Raw genomic sequence first — 15,094 nt, forward strand, 5'->3', positions numbered from 1 at the left:
GCCATGAGTGAGTCGCTCGACGAGATCGACCGGATCCTGGTACGCTAGCTGGTCGCCGACGGACGCGCGACGCTGGCGGAGCTTGCCGCGAGCGCCGGGCTATCGATCTCGGCGGTCCAGTCCCGGGTGCGCCGATTGGAGGCCCGCGGCGTAGTCGCCGGGTATTCCGCGCGGATTAACCCGGAGGCGGTCGGGCACCTGCTATCGGCGTTCGTGGCCATCACTCCTCTTGATCCTTCCCAACCCGATGATGCGCCCGCCCGCCTGGCCCACATCGAGGAGATAGAAGCGTGTCACTCGGTGGCAGGCGAGGAGAGCTACGTCCTGCTGGTGCGCGTCGGGTCCGCGCGGGCGCTTGAGGATCTGCTGCAGCGAATCCGGACCGCGGCGAATGTCCAGACCCGAAGCACCGTCATCCTCAATACTTTTTACAGTGATCGCCAACACGTACCATAATATTTACGATAATAGCGTCATGATTCCGTAAAAACTCAGCTACCATGGCTGGCATGACTGCCGTCCTGAACTCCCTTGCGCTGACTGGCGTGCAGCCCGAACCCGACCGGGTCCACGAGGTGCTGTCGCGCAGCATGCTGGTCGATGGTTTCGATTTCGTGCTCGATCTGACCCGGTCATCCGGGTCGTATCTGGTCGACGCTCGCGACGGCCGGCGCTATCTGGACATGTTCACCTTCTTCGCCTCGTCCGCGCTCGGGATGAACCACCCGGCGCTGGCCGACGACGAGGAATTCAGTGACGCACTCGTCGAGGCCGCGCTGAACAAGCCGAGCAATGCCGACGTGTACACGCCGGCGATGGCCGGCTTCGTCGAAACCTTCGCACGGGTGCTGGGCGACCCGGCGCTGCCGCACTTATTCTTCGTTGACGGCGGCGCCCTGGCGGTGGAGAACGCGCTCAAGGTCGCCTTCGACTGGAAAAGCCGGCACAACGAACGCCGCGGCATCGATCCCGAGCTCGGCACCCGGGTGCTGCACCTGCGCGGCGCCTTCCACGGCCGCAGCGGCTACACGCTGTCGCTGACCAACACCAAGCCGGTCACCGTGGCCCGGTTCCCGAAGTTCGACTGGCCACGCATCGACGCACCTTTCATCCGGCCGGGCTTAGATCAACGGGCCATGGACGCGGCCGAAGCCGAGTAGCTGCGCCAGGCCCGCGCGGCCTTCGAGGCGTATCCGCACGACATCGCGTGCTTCATCGCCGAACCGATCCAGGGCGAGGGCGGCGACCGGCACTTCCGGCCCGAGTACTTCGCCGCGATGCGCGACCTGTGCGACGAATTCGACGCGCTGCTGATCTTCGACGAGGTGCAGACGGGCTGCGGGTTGACCGGAACCCCTTGGGCCTACCAGCAATTGGGTGTGCAGCCCGATGTGGTGGCGTTCGGCAAGAAGACACAGGTGTGCGGCGTGATGGCCGGCCGCCGGGTCGACGAGGTCGCCGACAACGTCTTCGCGGTCAGCTCCCGGATCAACTCGACGTGGGGCGGCAATCTGACCGACATGGTGCGAGCACGCCGCATCCTGGAGGTCATCGAGGCCGACGGACTGTTCGACCGCGCCGCCGCGCAGGGCCGCTACCTGCGCGACCGGTTGGGCGAACTTGCCGACGAGTTCCCGGCATTGGTGTGCGATCCGCGCGGTCGCGGACTGATGTGTGCGTTCAGCCTGCCGACCACCGACGATCGTGACGAGTTGATCCGCCGGCTGTGGCACCGCGGCGTGATCGTGTTGCCCTCCGGGACCGACGGCGTTCGATTCCGTCCCGCGCTGACGGTGTCGCGGTCAGAAATCGACGTGGCCATTGCGGCGATTCGTGAATGTCTTGAATAACGGGTAACTAATCCTTCGTCGTGGACGAAATGCCACGCGGGAGGTTCTCAAATGCCGAAAGCAGATGAGCGATCACCGGGTGATCGCCTCGGGCAGGACGACGGCGAGGTGCGCGCCGCCATCCGTTTCGCCGTCCTGGCCACGGCCGCGGCGGTCGGATTTGTCGTGATGGCGACCCTATGGGTCAGCACCTGCCCGGGAACGGGCGTGGACACGGTGGCGTGCGGTGCGCCGCAGCGGACCCTGCTGGCATTCGGCGGACCGCTGATCCTGCTGGCCGCCGGCCTGTGGGCGTTTGTGCGGACCTACCGGGTGTGGCGCAGCGAAGGCACCTGGTGGGGATGGCACGGCGCGGGCTGGTTTTTGTTGACGCTGATGATCGTCACGGTCTCTATGGGCGTCCCGGCAATCGCCGGTCCCGTGCTGGCCGGGTAAAAGGCCTGGCAAACACATTCCGGGAGATCTACCGTTAATGGGGCGACCCTAGGAGCAGCCATGGGAGACACCTACCGCGACCCCGTCGACCATTTGCGCACGACGCGGCCACTTGCCGGCGAATCACTGATCGACGTCTTGCACTGGCCCGGATACCTGATGGTGGTGGCCGGCGTCATCGCGGTGTGCGGAAGCCTTGCGGCCTTCGGCACCGGACATCAGCACGAGGGCATGACCGCGGGCGTGACAGCGATCGTCCTCACGGTGGCGGGCCTGGTGTGGCTGGCCGTCGAGCACCGGCGGGTGCGCCGGATCTTCGATCGGTGGTACCTCGAACATCCCGAGGCGGCCAGGCAGTCCCCCGACAGCTAATCGACGGAATAGGCCGCCCGAAATTCGTAGGTTACGGGCCTCGTTGAGCGGGTATCAGGTCTGAACCATGATGAGTGCCTGCGATGATTTGCGCGCGGCGCTCACCCCATCATGGGGGGACAGAATCATGAAAGCACCGACGTAGATGGGCCAGTGTGATTCCGGCAATCAAAGCGATGCGCCCGAGCGCGTGTCCGGGGTGTGCCGGGGCTGTAGCGTCCAATGGCGCGCTCCAATGCGAGGGGTAGTGTGAGTCAAACGTTGCCAGGAGACCAAATGACCGATGTTGGTTTAGGCGCTGACAAGCGTCAACGCGGCCACAGAGCCGTCGAATTGCATGTTGCTGCGCGCCTGGAAAATCTGGCGATGCTGCGCACGTTGGTGGGTGCGATCGGCACCTACGAGGACCTGGATTTCGACGCTGTCGCGGATCTACGGCTCGCCGTCGATGAGGTGTGCACCCGGTTGATCCGGTCGGCCACGCCGGACGCGACGCTGGTTGTGGTGGTCGACCCGCGAGAAGACGAATTGGTCGTCGAGGCATCCGCGGCGTGCGAAACCCACGACGTGGTGTCGCCGGGCAGCTTCAGCTGGCATGTGCTGACATCGCTGGCCGACGACGTCCAGACTTTCCATGATGGTCGCGAGCCCAATGAAACCGGCAGCGTATTCGGTATCACGCTGACGGCGCGACGGGCGGCCGCTAGCCGGTGACAGCGAAAGCTGACGGCGGTTCGGGCTCGAAGCGCCCAAACGAATACGCCGATGTTCCGGACATGTTCCGTGAGCTGGCGACCGTCGCCGGGGACTCGGCGGAGTTCCAGCGCCAGCGGGACAAGATTGTCGAGCGGTGCCTGCCGCTGGCCGATCACATCGCCCGCAGGTTCGAGGGCCGCGGCGAACCACGCGACGACTTGGTTCAGGTCGCGCGGGTCGGACTGGTCAACGCCGTGGTGCGCTTCGACGTCGAGGCCGGGTCGGACTTCGTGTCATTCGCGGTGCCCACGATCATGGGCGAGGTTCGCCGCCACTTTCGCGACAACAGCTGGTCGGTCAAGGTTCCGCGGCGTCTCAAGGAGCTGCACCTGCGGCTCGGCAGCGCCACCGCCGACCTGTCGCAACGGCTCGGGAGGGCGCCTACCGCAACCGAACTCGCGGCGGAGCTGGAGATGGACCGCGCCGAGGTCGTCGAGGGCCTGGTGGCGGGCAGTTCGTACAACACCCTGTCCATCGACAGCGGCGGCGGTGGTGGCGGCGATGACGAGGACGCCCGCGCCATCGCGGACACCCTGGGCGACGTGGATGCCAGCATCAACCGCATCGAGGACCGCGAGTCGCTACGCCCGTTGCTGGAAGGCCTGCCGGAGCGCGAGCGAACGGTGTTGGTGCTCAGGTTCTTTGAGTCGATGACGCAGACACAGATTGCCGAGCGCGTCGGCATCTCGCAGATGCACGTGTCGCGACTGTTGGCTAAATCGCTAACGCGCCTGCGCGACCAGTTGGAGTAGCGGCCGCGCGTGCGGGCCAGCGGTCCACGCGGCCGGTTCCAGAAGCGGTTCCTCGATCGGCGTCGTCACCGGCAGGGTGCCGTCGGGATCGCAGACGCGCAACAACCGCAGTACCGCCGGGCTCGGCACCATCGCCCAGCTCAACTGGGCGCCCGAGCACGCCACATTGATGCGGTGCAGCGCTGAAAAGCCTGCTGTACCAATGAAATCCAGCTCGCGCAGGTCCAGGATCACCCGCCTGGCACGCCGGGCGTTGCGCTCAACGTAGACCGCGAGCTGATCTGCGTTGGCGGCGTCCAGCTCGCCATCGATCGCGATGACCGTGCCGGACGCACTCCAGGTGGCGCTGAATTGAGCCGTTCGGCATTGTTGCCAAGATTGAGCCACAGTCATTGCTTCACTCCCTCAACCGGGGATTGGTGACTACGCCAACGGTGAAGTAACGCTGAAGGTAGGGAATTCGCCTTCCGCGCGGCGCTGACGTGGTCCGGGCGGCTGTGAACTCAACCTGACCTGAACCCTACCCCGGTTATGGGGAGACCGACAACGTTTACCTAGCTGATTCCCAGGAAGCCCGGTCAACAGCTATTTGATCTCGGCGAGCACCGTGCCTTGAGTGATGGCAGCACCCGGCTCGACCGCGAGACCGGTGATGGTGCCCTCCTTGTGCGCGGTGACCGGGTTCTCCATCTTCATCGCCTCGAGGACCACGACCAGGTCACCGACGGCGACCTGCTGACCCTCGGAGACCGCGACCTTGACGACGGTGCCCTGCATCGGCGCGGTGACCGCGTCACCGGAGGCCGCCGCGCCGCCGTGGCCGCCGCGCTTGCGCGGCTTCGGCTTCTTGCGCACGACACCGGCCGGATCAGCGGCGCCGCCCGACAGCGCCAGATCACCGGGCAGCGACACCTCGAGCCGACGGCCGTCGACCTCGACGACCACCTTTTGCCGAGGCTGGGTGTCCTCCTCGTCCAGGGGCTCGCCCGCGGTGAACGGCTCGACGGTGTTGTCCCATTCCGTCTCGATCCAGCGGGTGTGCACCGTGAAGCCGTTGTCATCACCGATGAACGCGGGGTCCGAGACGACGGCGCGGTGGAACGGAATGACCGTGGCCAGGCCCTCGACGTGGAATTCGTCCAGCGCCCGGCGCGAGCGCGCCAGCGCCTCCTCGCGGGTGGCGCCGTACACGATCAGCTTGGACAGCATCGAGTCGAACTGGCCGCCGATCACCGAGCCGGCCTCCACGCCGGAGTCCAGCCGGACACCGGGCCCGGTGGGGATGTCGTAGCGGGTGACCGGGCCGGGAGCGGGCAAAAAGCCTCGTCCGGCGTCCTCGCCGTTGATCCGGAACTCGATCGCGTGACCGCGCGGCGTCGGGTCTTCGGTGATGTCGAGCTTCTCGCCGTTGGCGATCTTGAACTGTTGTCGCACCAGGTCGATGCTGGCGGTCTCCTCGGTGACCGGGTGCTCGACCTGTAGACGGGTGTTGACCTCCAGGAACGAGATCAGGCCGTCCTGGCCGACCAGGTACTCGACGGTGCCCGCGCCGTAGTAGTGGGCTTCCTTGCAGATTCGCTTGGCCGACTCGTGGATCTCCTTGCGCTGTGCGTCGGTGAGGAACGGCGCCGGCGCCTCTTCGACCAGCTTCTGGAAGCGGCGCTGCAGCGAGCAGTCGCGGGTGCCGGCGACGACGACGTTGCCGTGCTGATCGGCGATCACCTGGGCCTCGACGTGGCGCGGCTTGTCCAGGTAGCGCTCGACGAAGCACTCGCCGCGACCGAACGCGGCGACGGCCTCACGGGTGGCCGACTCGAACAGCTCGGGGATCTCTTCGATGCTGCGAGCCACCTTCATGCCGCGGCCACCGCCACCGAAAGCCGCCTTGATGGCGATCGGCACGCCGTACTCCTTGGCGAAGGCCACCACCTCGTCGGCGTCCTTGACCGGGTCGGGGGTGCCGGGCACCAGCGGAGCCTGCGCGCGGGCGGCGATGTGGCGGGCGGTGACCTTGTCACCGAGGTCACGGATCGACTGTGGGCTGGGCCCGATCCAGATCAGGTTCGCGTCAAGCACCGCCTGGGCGAATTCGGCGTTCTCCGACAGGAATCCGTAACCGGGGTGAATCGCGTTGGCGCCGGATTTGGCTGCCGCGTCGAGAAGTTTGCCGAAGTCCAAGTAGGACTCTGCGGAGGTCTGGCCGCCCAAGGCGAAGGCCTCATCCGCCAGACGCACATGGGGTGCGTCGGCGTCGGGCTCGGCGTACACCGCCACGCTGGACACGCCCGCGTCGCGGGCTGCGCGGATCACCCGGACAGCGATTTCGCCGCGGTTTGCGACGAGCACCTTGGAGATCCTCGAGCTGGCGTGACTGGGCACCTGCGCCTCCTGTGTTCCGTCTTCGTCGTCTCTAAGAGAATTTCTTACAAGTCTTATCGGGGGAAGTTTAGGCGGCGCGCCGTGGGCGCCGGTAACCGGTCTCCGCTCAGCGAGTTTCGGGACCGGACTCGCGCAGCCGCCGCTTGATCCGGGCCAGCATCGCCGACATGCCGCGCAACCGCAGCGGGCTGATCAGAGCCGCCAGGCCCAGCTCGCTGTAAAAATCCTCGGGCACCGCCAGGATGTCGGCGGCGGGTTGCTCGTCGAGGCCGGCGGCCAGAATCGCGGCAAATCCGCGGGTGGTCGGCGCTTCGGCGGGAGCGCTGAAATACAACCGCACCCGATTCGGGTCGTCCGCGTCGACATGCAGGAACAGTGGCGATTGGCACTCGGGAACCGGCTCCATCGCCGCTTCGGCGAGGTCGTCGGGCAGCCCCGGCAGGTCGTCGGCGAACTCCAGCAGCAGCTTCAGCTTGTCGGAGCCCTGAACTTCGGCGAAGTCTGACACCACCTCGGCCAACGGCGCGGGCAAAGTCATCAGGACGGTACTACTCCCGGGCTCTCGCCCGCGACGATCGGCACCCGCACGGTGTTACCCCACTCGGTCCACGACCCGTCGTAGTTGCGGACGCCGGCCTTGCCCAGCAGGTGGGTGAGCACGAACCAGGTGTGGCTGGATCGCTCGCCGATGCGGCAGTAGACGACGGTCTTGTCGTCCGGCGCCAGGAAGCCATAGAGCTCTTCGAGCTCTTCGCGACTGCGGAACCGGCCGCTCTCGTCGACCGCCTTGCCCCACGGGATGGACCGGGCGGTGGGGATGTGGCCGGCGCGCAGCGCGCCCTCCTCGGGGTAGTCGGGCATGTGCGTGCGCTTGCCGGTGTACTCGTCGGGCGAGCGCACGTCGATCAGCGGCTGGCTGCCGAGGATGTCCAGCACATCGTCCTTGTAGGCGCGGATCGGTGCGTCATTGCGCGCGACGACCGGATAGCCGGTCGAGGTGTTGGTCGGCACCTCCAGGCTGGTGTCGCGGCGGTCCGACAGCCACAGGTCACGCCCGCCGTTGAGCAGCCGCACATCGGGGTGGCCGAACAACGTGAACACCCACAGCGCGTAGGCCGCCCACCAGTTGCTTTTGTCGCCGTAGATCACCACGGTGTCGTCGCGGGCGATGCCCTTGCGGTCCATCAGTTCCGCGAACTGCTCACCGGAGATGTAGTCGCGGACTCGCGGGTCGTTGAGGTCGGTGTGCCAGTCAATCTTGACCGCGCCGGGGATATGCCCGACGTCGTAGAGCAGCACGTCCTCGGCGGATTCCACGATTGCCAGACCGGGCGAACCCATGTGGCCGGACAACCAGTCGGCGGTGACTAGTCGTTCGGGGTGGGCGTAAGCCGACAGCGTCGGGCTTGAATCGGGAGGAAGTGGCACGTCGTAAACCCTACCGGTGGCGTCGAGATCGGGCTGTTCACCCACTCGCTGCGGCTCAGTGGACGGATGGCCGTCGCGTACCATGCACGCTCGATGGGCGACGACGGTTACTTCAGTGCGGAGATCGCGGCAACCTACGACACCGATGTCTCCGAGATGTTCGACGAGGGCGTCGTCGAACCCACGGTCGACTTCCTCAGCCAGCTCGCAGCCGGGGGCAGAGCGCTCGAATTCGGTGTTGGCACAGGGCGCGTCGCAGTTCCGCTGGTGGCGCGCGGTGTCGAAGTCCACGGTATCGATATGTCCGCGGCGATGGTGGCTCGTTTACGGATCAAGCCGGGCGGCGTAGCTGTCGGCACCACCATCGGCGACTTCGCCACCGCTTGTGCGCCCGGCGAGTTCAGTCTCGTCTACCTCGTCTTCAACACGATCTCTAACCTCACAACCCAAGACGCACAGGTCGCTTGCTTCAACAATGCGGCCCGACACCTGAAGCCGGGCGGCAGTTTTGTCATCGAGGTCGGTGTCCCTGCCTTGAGGCTGTTACCCCCGGGCCAACAGGCCGTCCCGTTTGCGGTCGAAAACGACCGTTGGGCCTACGACTGGTATGACTGCGCAACACAGGCGATGAGTTCCAACTATGTCCACCAAGACGGCCGTTTCCGGTCGATTCCCTTTCGCTATGTCTGGCCCGCTGAGCTCGACCTGATGGCCCGGATAGCCGGTCTAACGCTCACCCAGCGTTGGGCGGACTGGCAACGCCGACCGTTCGAACATGAAAGCACTCGCCATGTCTCGGTTTGGCAGAAGCCAAGCCTGCGCGACACATGACCGGCTGCGACGATCCGCCGCGTTGGCTCGCAATGGATTACGTGTCGAGGCCTTGGTCGACGTTTCCCGCCCACAACGTCGCGATGGACAGGCCCGCACGGCGCAGCAGCGAGCGGGTCAGCGGCAGCCCGATTCCCACCACGGCCGACGGGTCGCCGTCGACACCGTCGATGAACCAGCCGCCCAGGCCGTCCAGGGTGAAGCCGCCGGCCACCCGCAATGATTCCCCGTCGGACAGGTAGGCCTCTAGGTCATCGTCTTCCGGTGTTCCGAAATGCACTGTGGTGATTGATGTTTGCGCCTCGGAATGCACAATTGCGTTGTCCAACAACCGGATTACGCAGTGACCGGTGTATAGCTGGCCGCAGCGTCCGGCCATCGACTGCCAGAGTTGGCGCGCGGCGGCGATGGACTCCGGCTTGCCGCACAGTTGGTCATCGAGGTAGAGCATCGAATCACAGCCGATGACAACACAATCTGCCGCGACAGAGCGGTCCAGCTCGCTTGCCACCTGCTCGGCCTTGGCCCGGGCTAGCGCACAAACCACGTCGCCGGGTGGGGCTTTCGGTCCCAGATCGGCGATCAGGCGATCTTCATCGACGCCGGAGACGAGGACCAGTGGTTCGATGCCCGCCTGGCGCAGCACTTTGAGACGGCCGGCCGACGCCGACCCGAGCACAACTCGGGTCAATGCTTCAGATGGGCTATTTGCTGCATCGTGAGTCGCTGGTAGTTGGACATCGAGAAGCGCAACTTGTCGACCGGAAGGCCCCAGCGGGTGCTCTCGGTCGGCGGCTGCGCGGGCGTGCCCTCGGAGCTGCTGAGCACCGCGATCAGCGCGGCGATCTCCGCGTCGGTGGGGCGGCCCCGCAGGATCTTGATGTGCGGCTCGTGCGGCTGCGCGGTGTCGGTAGCTTCGGCGTCGCTCACCGGGGCTGAACCATTCGTCTCGTTCCCGTCACTCACTTCGTCGTTCCGCTCACTCGACTCACAATGGAATGTTCCCGTGCTTCTTCGGCGGCAGGTGCGAGATCTTGCGTTCCATCAGGCGCAGCGCCGTGGCGATGTAACCGCGGGTGTGCGATGGCGGGATAACCGAGTCGACGTGTCCGCGTTCGGCGGCGACGTACGGGTTGACCAACGTGTCCTCGTACTCCTGCTGCAATTGCAGCCGCAGCTCATCGACGTCCTTGCCTTCGGAAGCGGCCTGCTTGAGCTGCTGGCGGTACACGAAGCCGACGGCACCGGAGGCCCCCATCACCGCGATCTGCGCGGTAGGCCAGGCCAGGTTGACGTCGCAGCCCATGTCCTTGGAACCCATCACGCAGTAGGCGCCGCCGTAGGCCTTGCGGGTGATGACGGTGATCTTGGGGACGGTCGCTTCGCCGTAGGCGTACAGCAGCTTGGCGCCGCGCCGGATGATGCCGTTGTATTCCTGGCCGGTGCCCGGTAGGAAGCCCGGGACGTCCACCAGCATGATGATCGGGATGTTGAAGCAGTCGCAGGTCCGCACGAACCGGGCGGCTTTCTCCGAGGCGTTGATGTCCAGGCAGCCCGCGAATTGGGTGGGCTGGTTGGCCACGATCCCGACCGGCCGGCCGTCGATGCGACCGAACCCGACAACGATGTTCTGCGCGTAACCGCCCTGGACTTCCAGAAATTCGTCGTCGAGGATCCGGGTGATGACCTCGTGCATGTCGTAGGGCTGGTTGGGTGAGTCCGGGATCAGGGTGTCCAGCTCGAGGTCCTCGTCGGTGAGGTTCTCTTCGATCGGACCTTGCGGCGCCGGGACCGCGTAGCGCGGCGGGTCGGTGAAGTTGTTGGGCGGCAGGTAGCCGAGCAGGTCGCGGACCCAGTCGAAGGCGTCCTGCTCACCGGAGGCGACGTAGTGCAACGTGCCCGATTTGGCCATGTGGGTGTGGGCGCCACCGAGCTCCTCCATCGTGACGTCCTCGCCGGTGACCGTCTTGATGACGTCGGGTCCGGTGATGAACATCTGGCTGGTCTGGTCGACCATCACCACGAAGTCGGTCAGGGCCGGGGAGTACACGTGCCCGCCGGCGGCGGCACCCATGATCAGCGAAATCTGCGGGATGACGCCCGACGCCAGGATGTTATTGCGGAAGATGCGGCTGTACAGGCCGAGCGAGACGACGCCCTCCTGGATCCGGGCGCCGGCGCCGTCGTTGATGCCGATCAGCGGACGACCGGTTTTGATGGCCAGCTCCTGGACCTTGACGATCTTCTCGCCGTACACCTCGCCGAGGCTGCCGCCGAACACGGTGGCGTCCTGGCTGAAGATGCACACGTCGCGGCCGTCGATGGTGCCGTAGCCGGTGATCACGCCGTCGCCCAGCGGGCGGTTGGCTTCCAGGCCGAAGTTGGTGCTGCGATGCTTGGCCAGGGCGTCGAGCTCCACGAACGAATCCTCGTCGAGCAGGGCCAGGATGCGCTCGCGGGCGGTCAGCTTGCCCTTGGCGTGCACCTTCTCGACGGCCTCTTCGCCGACCGGGTGCAGCGACTCTTCCCTGCGCTTGTGCAGTTCGGCCAGCTTGCCCGCGGTGGTGTGGATGTCGATGGTGTGCTCGGCAGCGGGTTCCGCAGTGTGGTCGGTAACGCTCGTCATGGGAGTCGAGCTTAGCGGCGCGGTAGTCTCCGCTGATGGACGCCCGCCCGTTGGCAACCGCTGACTGGGCGCGCGAGTGCGACGTACTGGTTGCGGGGTCGGGAGGCGGCGGGGTCACCGGCGCGTACACCGCGGCGCGCGAGGGTCTCGAGGTGCTGCTGGTCGAGGCGACCGGCAAATTCGGTGGCACGACTGCTTACTCCGGCGGCGGCGGCGTCTGGTTTCCCTGCAATCCGGTGCTTGTCCGGGCCGGCACCGACGACAGCATCGAGGACGCGCTCACCTATTACCAGGCAGTGGTTGGCGACCGCACCCCCCGCGAACTCCAAGAAACGTTCGTTCGCGGCGGCGCGCCGCTGATCGAGTACCTGGAACAAGACCCGATCCTGAAGTTCGTGCCGTTGCCGTGGCCCGACTACTACGGCAAGGCACCGAAGGCGCGCCTGGACGGTCAGCGCCACATCGCCGCGAAACCCTGGAAGGTGGCCGCCGCTCCCGAGCTGCGCGACGCGATCCGCGGGCCGCTGGACACCGATTGGCTCGGTGCCGAAACGCCGTCCGACTACTACCTCGGTGGCCGAGCCCTGATCGCGCGATTCCTCAAGGCCATCGAGCAGTACCCGACCGCGTCGCTGCAGCGTGACACTGCGCTGGTCGAGCTGGTGGTGTCCGACGGGGCCGTCACGGGAGCGATCGTCGAGACCGCCGGCGAGCGCCGCGCGATCCGCACCCGGCGCGGCGTGTTGCTGGCCGCCGGCGGCTTCGAAGCCAACGAGGAGTTGCGCCGCGAATACGGCGTGCCGGGCGTGGCACGAGACACCATGGGCGGCCCGGGAAGTCGCGGTCTGGCGCTGCAGGCCGGCGTCGCGGCCGGCGCGGACACCGACCTGCTGGATCAGGCGTGGTGGTCACCGGGCATGACCCATCCCGACGGTCGCTCCGCGTTCGCGCTGTGGTTCACCGGCGGCATCTTCGTGAACCAGTTCGGCAACCGGTTCGTCAACGAGTCCCAGGCGTACGACCGGGCCGGTCGCGAGATCATCGCGCAGCTGCAAGACGCGTCAATCACGTTGCCGTACTGGATGATCTACGACGACAGGGAAGGCGAGGTGCCGCCGGTGAAGGCGGCCAACGTCAGCATCGTCGAGACGGAGAAGTACGTCGCCGCCGGCTTGTGGCACACCGCGGACACGCTCGAAGAGCTGGCCGCCAAGATCGGGGTGCCGGGCGCTGCGCTAGCGGCAACCGTGGCCCGGTTCAACGGTTTTGCCGCCCGCGGCGTCGACGAAGACTTCGGCCGGGGCGACGAAGCATTCGATCGTGCGTTCTGCGCCGGTGCGTCTCCGCTGGTCCCCATCGACTCACCGCCGTATCACGCCGCGGCGTTCGGCCTGTCTGATCTGGGCACCAAGGGCGGCTTGCGCACCGACCCCGCGGCGCGGGTGCTGGACACCTCGGGCAATCCCATCCCCGGCCTGTACGCGGCGGGCAACACGATGGCCGCACCCAGCGGGCTGGCGTATCCGGGTGGGGGCAACCCGATCGGGACGAGCATGCTGTTCAGCCACCTGGCCGTGATGGACATGCGAGACCGGCGCCTTTGACGCATCCCGGCGCTCTAGGGTGGACGGTGATGGATCGAGACTCATTGAGGCCGGCACTGGATGCGGCCGCACTGCGCAACGAGCTTGTGGGGACCGGATTGGGTTGGCGGCACCTCGATGTCGTCGAGCAGACCGGTTCCACGAACGCTGATCTGCTGGCCCGTGCGGCGGCCGGCGAGGACATCGCCGGGGCGGTGCTGATCACCGAGCATCAGACCGCCGGCCGCGGACGCCACAACCGCGCGTGGTCGGCTTCCCCGCGGGCGCAGATCACCATGTCGGTCGCGGTGAGCGTCGTCGACGTCCCGGTCACCGGGTGGGGCTGGCTGCCGCTGGCCACCGGTGTGGCGGTGGTCGATGCGGTGGCTCCACTGCTGGGATCCACCGGTGTGGAACTGGGCCTCAAGTGGCCCAACGATGTGCTGGCCGGCTCCCGGGATTCCCAAGGCAAGCTGGCCGGTATCCTCGCCGAGGTCTCGCGGCCGGTGGTGGTAATTGGCTTGGGGCTCAACGTAACTCAGGAGCCCGAAAAGGTGGACGGGCCGGGGGCAACCTCGCTGCTCGACCTGGGCGTGGCCGCGCCCGACCGCGGCGCCTTGGTCAGCGCGGTGTTGCGCGAGCTCAGCGGGCGGATCGTCGCGTGGCAGGCCGCGCGCGGGGCCGATTGGCAATTGGCGGCCGACTACCGTGCGCGCAGCCTGACCATCGGGACCCGGGTGCGCGCTCAGATGCCCGGCGGCAGGGAGATCGTCGGGACCGCCAGCGCTGTCGACGATCACGGCCGGCTCTGTCTGGAGACCGGTAACGAGACCGTCGTCGTTTCCGCCGGTGACGTCGTGCATTTGCGGAGCTAATGTCAACACATGAGTTATCCCGATAACGCCCTGGCCGCCGGCGAACAGGTCGTCATACACCGCCATCCGCATTGGAAGCGATTGATTTGGCCCGTCGTGACTTTCATCCTGGTGACCGGGCTGGCGGCGTTCGGTTCCGGGTACGTCAACTCCACGCATTGGGAGCAGGCCACCAAGAACATCATCCACGGCGTGATCTGGGGAATCTGGTTGGTGATCGTCGGCTGGCTGACGCTGTGGCCGTTCTTGACTTGGCTCACCACACATTTCGTCGTCACCAATCGCCGGGTGATGTATCGGCACGGATTGCTGACCCGCAGCGGCATCGATATCCCGTTGGCGCGGATCAATAGCGTCGAATTCCGGGACAGGATTTGGGAGCGTCCGTTTCGCACCGGGACGCTGATTATCGAGTCGGCGTCACAAGATCCGTTGGAGTTCTACAACATTCCGCGGCTGCGCGAGGTGCACGCGCTGCTATATCACGAAGTTTTCGACACCCTGGGTTCCGAAGAGTCACCGAGCTGAGCAGTCCGGCTCGCCCGGTTGCGCCACGCGCGCAGCAGCGTGACGTTGCCCGACTCGACCTCGTCCTCGAATACCTCGGCGATCCCGCCCGCGGTGAGCGCGGATTCCAGCACCCTGTCGGGGGTGCGGGCGAACTGGTCGGGGAACACCCAGCGCCGGAACGCCCAGAAGCGAAATGCCATCTGCAGCAGGTTGCCGATGATGTAGGCGGAGATGAAGTCGGCGATGTTTTCCACGGTCAGCGACACCATCGGCTCGCGCAGCTGCAGGACGTAGCTGGAGACCCACAGCGGCGCCATGCTGAGCAGCACTCCCACGCCACTGAACGCGAAGAACAGCAGCGCCTCGTGGTGGCGTTCGCGGCCGCCCCGGTTACGGAAGCTCCACTCCCGGTTCAGCACATAGGACGCGATGACCGCGACGATGCCGCCGATAACCTTGGCCGTGACCGGCTTGGTCTCCAGAATCGTCAGCTTGAGGGTGTAGAAAATTGCCGAGTCGATGATGAATGTGGTGCCCCCGACGATGGCAAATTTGATGAATTCATGATGGCGCTGTGCGTAGGGCTGAAAGGCCGCAGGCAGGCGCGCGATCGTGGCATCGGCAAAGGACACAAGACGTGAGTGTACGGACGGACTCGAAAACGGCGCAAAATGGAACCTGACGATTTCGCGTTGCA

General features: G+C 66.2%; 17 protein-coding genes and 1 pseudogene. 10 read left to right on the forward strand and 8 right to left on the reverse strand.

Features of this window, described 5'->3' with window-relative positions:
* Positions 1 to 48: 48 nt before the first annotated feature.
* The 6 genes and pseudogenes from H7K34_RS08710 (at position 49) to H7K34_RS08735 (ending at position 4,165) form a co-directional block, all read left to right on the forward strand.
* Entirely contained in the window at positions 49 to 456 is a 408-nt protein-coding gene (locus H7K34_RS08710; RefSeq protein WP_264061585.1) for an Lrp/AsnC family transcriptional regulator, read from the forward strand.
* Between the two features lie 53 nt (positions 457 to 509).
* A pseudogene (lat, locus tag H7K34_RS08715) lies at positions 510 to 1,850 on the forward strand (L-lysine 6-transaminase).
* A gap of 51 nt (positions 1,851 to 1,901) precedes the next feature.
* Complete coding sequence (locus H7K34_RS08720) at positions 1,902 to 2,285, forward strand: hypothetical protein (protein ID WP_264061455.1); 384 nt, start codon at positions 1,902 to 1,904, stop codon at positions 2,283 to 2,285.
* Between the two features lie 60 nt (positions 2,286 to 2,345).
* Entirely contained in the window at positions 2,346 to 2,657 is a 312-nt protein-coding gene (gene usfY, locus H7K34_RS08725) for a protein UsfY (protein ID WP_108921255.1), read from the forward strand.
* Between the two features lie 276 nt (positions 2,658 to 2,933).
* Positions 2,934 to 3,371, forward strand: a complete 438-nt coding sequence (locus H7K34_RS08730) for an ATP-binding protein (RefSeq protein WP_264061456.1) — start codon at positions 2,934 to 2,936, stop codon at positions 3,369 to 3,371.
* On the forward strand, positions 3,368 to 4,165 hold the full coding sequence (locus tag H7K34_RS08735) for an RNA polymerase sigma factor SigF (protein WP_264061457.1): 798 nt from the start codon (positions 3,368 to 3,370) through the stop codon (positions 4,163 to 4,165). The genes H7K34_RS08730 and H7K34_RS08735 overlap by 4 nt, the downstream gene beginning before the upstream one ends.
* Here the strand turns inward: H7K34_RS08735 and H7K34_RS08740 are convergent.
* From H7K34_RS08740 to H7K34_RS08755, 4 genes are all read right to left on the reverse strand, one after another.
* Positions 4,136 to 4,558 (reverse strand): STAS domain-containing protein, encoded by a 423-nt coding sequence (locus tag H7K34_RS08740; protein ID WP_264061458.1) that lies wholly within the window; start codon positions 4,556 to 4,558, stop codon positions 4,136 to 4,138. The two genes, H7K34_RS08735 and H7K34_RS08740, sit on opposite strands and share 30 nt — an antisense overlap.
* 192 nt (positions 4,559 to 4,750) lie before the next feature.
* Positions 4,751 to 6,544, reverse strand: coding sequence for an acetyl/propionyl/methylcrotonyl-CoA carboxylase subunit alpha (locus H7K34_RS08745; RefSeq protein WP_264061459.1), 1,794 nt, complete (start codon positions 6,542 to 6,544; stop codon positions 4,751 to 4,753).
* A 106-nt stretch (positions 6,545 to 6,650) separates the two neighbouring features.
* Positions 6,651 to 7,082, reverse strand: a complete 432-nt coding sequence (locus tag H7K34_RS08750; protein ID WP_264061460.1) for a SufE family protein — start codon at positions 7,080 to 7,082, stop codon at positions 6,651 to 6,653.
* Positions 7,082 to 7,972, reverse strand: a complete 891-nt coding sequence (locus H7K34_RS08755) for a sulfurtransferase (RefSeq protein ID WP_264061586.1) — start codon at positions 7,970 to 7,972, stop codon at positions 7,082 to 7,084. Before H7K34_RS08755 ends, H7K34_RS08750 begins: the two co-directional genes overlap by 1 nt.
* 93 nt (positions 7,973 to 8,065) lie before the next feature.
* Between H7K34_RS08755 and H7K34_RS08760 the strand changes: the two genes are divergently transcribed.
* On the forward strand, positions 8,066 to 8,803 hold the full coding sequence (locus H7K34_RS08760) for a class I SAM-dependent DNA methyltransferase (protein ID WP_264061461.1): 738 nt from the start codon (positions 8,066 to 8,068) through the stop codon (positions 8,801 to 8,803).
* Positions 8,804 to 8,840: 37 nt separating this feature from the next.
* Here H7K34_RS08760 and H7K34_RS08765 read toward each other — a convergent pair whose 3' ends face one another.
* Genes H7K34_RS08765 through H7K34_RS08775 form a run of 3 tightly spaced genes read right to left on the reverse strand, consistent with a single transcriptional unit; the run spans position 8,841 to position 11,429 of the window.
* Positions 8,841 to 9,494 carry a Maf family protein gene (locus H7K34_RS08765; protein WP_264061462.1) on the reverse strand — a complete coding sequence of 218 codons (654 nt, stop codon included), beginning with the start codon at positions 9,492 to 9,494 and terminating at the stop codon, positions 8,841 to 8,843.
* Positions 9,491 to 9,733: an acyl-CoA carboxylase subunit epsilon gene (locus H7K34_RS08770; protein ID WP_235616665.1), complete on the reverse strand. Its 243-nt coding sequence runs from the start codon at positions 9,731 to 9,733 to the stop codon at positions 9,491 to 9,493. The genes H7K34_RS08765 and H7K34_RS08770 overlap by 4 nt, the downstream gene beginning before the upstream one ends.
* A 58-nt stretch (positions 9,734 to 9,791) precedes the next feature.
* Entirely contained in the window at positions 9,792 to 11,429 is a 1,638-nt protein-coding gene (locus tag H7K34_RS08775; protein WP_264061464.1) for an acyl-CoA carboxylase subunit beta, read from the reverse strand.
* A 35-nt stretch (positions 11,430 to 11,464) separates the two neighbouring features.
* Here H7K34_RS08775 and H7K34_RS08780 point away from each other — a divergent pair, with 35 nt between their 5' ends.
* From H7K34_RS08780 to H7K34_RS08790, 3 genes are read left to right on the forward strand one after another with little or no spacing between them, the layout of a single operon-like run.
* Complete coding sequence (locus H7K34_RS08780) at positions 11,465 to 13,033, forward strand: FAD-binding protein (protein ID WP_264061465.1); 1,569 nt, start codon at positions 11,465 to 11,467, stop codon at positions 13,031 to 13,033.
* A 26-nt stretch (positions 13,034 to 13,059) separates the two neighbouring features.
* Positions 13,060 to 13,887 (forward strand): biotin--[acetyl-CoA-carboxylase] ligase, encoded by an 828-nt coding sequence (locus H7K34_RS08785; protein WP_264061467.1) that lies wholly within the window; start codon positions 13,060 to 13,062, stop codon positions 13,885 to 13,887.
* Positions 13,888 to 13,896: 9 nt separating this feature from the next.
* Positions 13,897 to 14,415 (forward strand): PH domain-containing protein, encoded by a 519-nt coding sequence (locus H7K34_RS08790; RefSeq protein WP_108921244.1) that lies wholly within the window; start codon positions 13,897 to 13,899, stop codon positions 14,413 to 14,415.
* Here the strand turns inward: H7K34_RS08790 and H7K34_RS08795 are convergent.
* A complete protein-coding gene (locus H7K34_RS08795) occupies positions 14,370 to 15,029 on the reverse strand; it encodes a GtrA family protein (RefSeq protein WP_108921243.1) in 660 nt (219 codons plus the stop codon). The two genes, H7K34_RS08790 and H7K34_RS08795, sit on opposite strands and share 46 nt — an antisense overlap.
* Positions 15,030 to 15,094: the final 65 nt, after the last annotated feature.

It is taken from the genome of Mycobacterium montefiorense (assembly GCF_025823255.1).
GTDB classification, from domain to species: Bacteria; Actinomycetota; Actinomycetes; order Mycobacteriales; family Mycobacteriaceae; genus Mycobacterium; species Mycobacterium montefiorense.

Coding starts and splice junctions, on each gene's coding strand:
- H7K34_RS08720 (WP_264061455.1), top strand. CDS start 1,902: ATGCCGAAAGCAGATGAGCGATCACCGGGTGATCGCCTCGGGCAGGAC.
- usfY (WP_108921255.1), top strand. CDS start 2,346: ATGGGAGACACCTACCGCGACCCCGTCGACCATTTGCGCACGACGCGG.
- H7K34_RS08730 (WP_264061456.1), top strand. CDS start 2,934: ATGACCGATGTTGGTTTAGGCGCTGACAAGCGTCAACGCGGCCACAGA.
- H7K34_RS08740 (WP_264061458.1), bottom strand. CDS start 4,558: ATGACTGTGGCTCAATCTTGGCAACAATGCCGAACGGCTCAATTCAGC.
- H7K34_RS08750 (WP_264061460.1), bottom strand. CDS start 7,082: ATGACTTTGCCCGCGCCGTTGGCCGAGGTGGTGTCAGACTTCGCCGAA.
- H7K34_RS08760 (WP_264061461.1), top strand. CDS start 8,066: ATGGGCGACGACGGTTACTTCAGTGCGGAGATCGCGGCAACCTACGAC.
- H7K34_RS08775 (WP_264061464.1), bottom strand. CDS start 11,429: ATGACGAGCGTTACCGACCACACTGCGGAACCCGCTGCCGAGCACACC.
- H7K34_RS08780 (WP_264061465.1), top strand. CDS start 11,465: ATGGACGCCCGCCCGTTGGCAACCGCTGACTGGGCGCGCGAGTGCGAC.
- H7K34_RS08790 (WP_108921244.1), top strand. CDS start 13,897: ATGAGTTATCCCGATAACGCCCTGGCCGCCGGCGAACAGGTCGTCATA.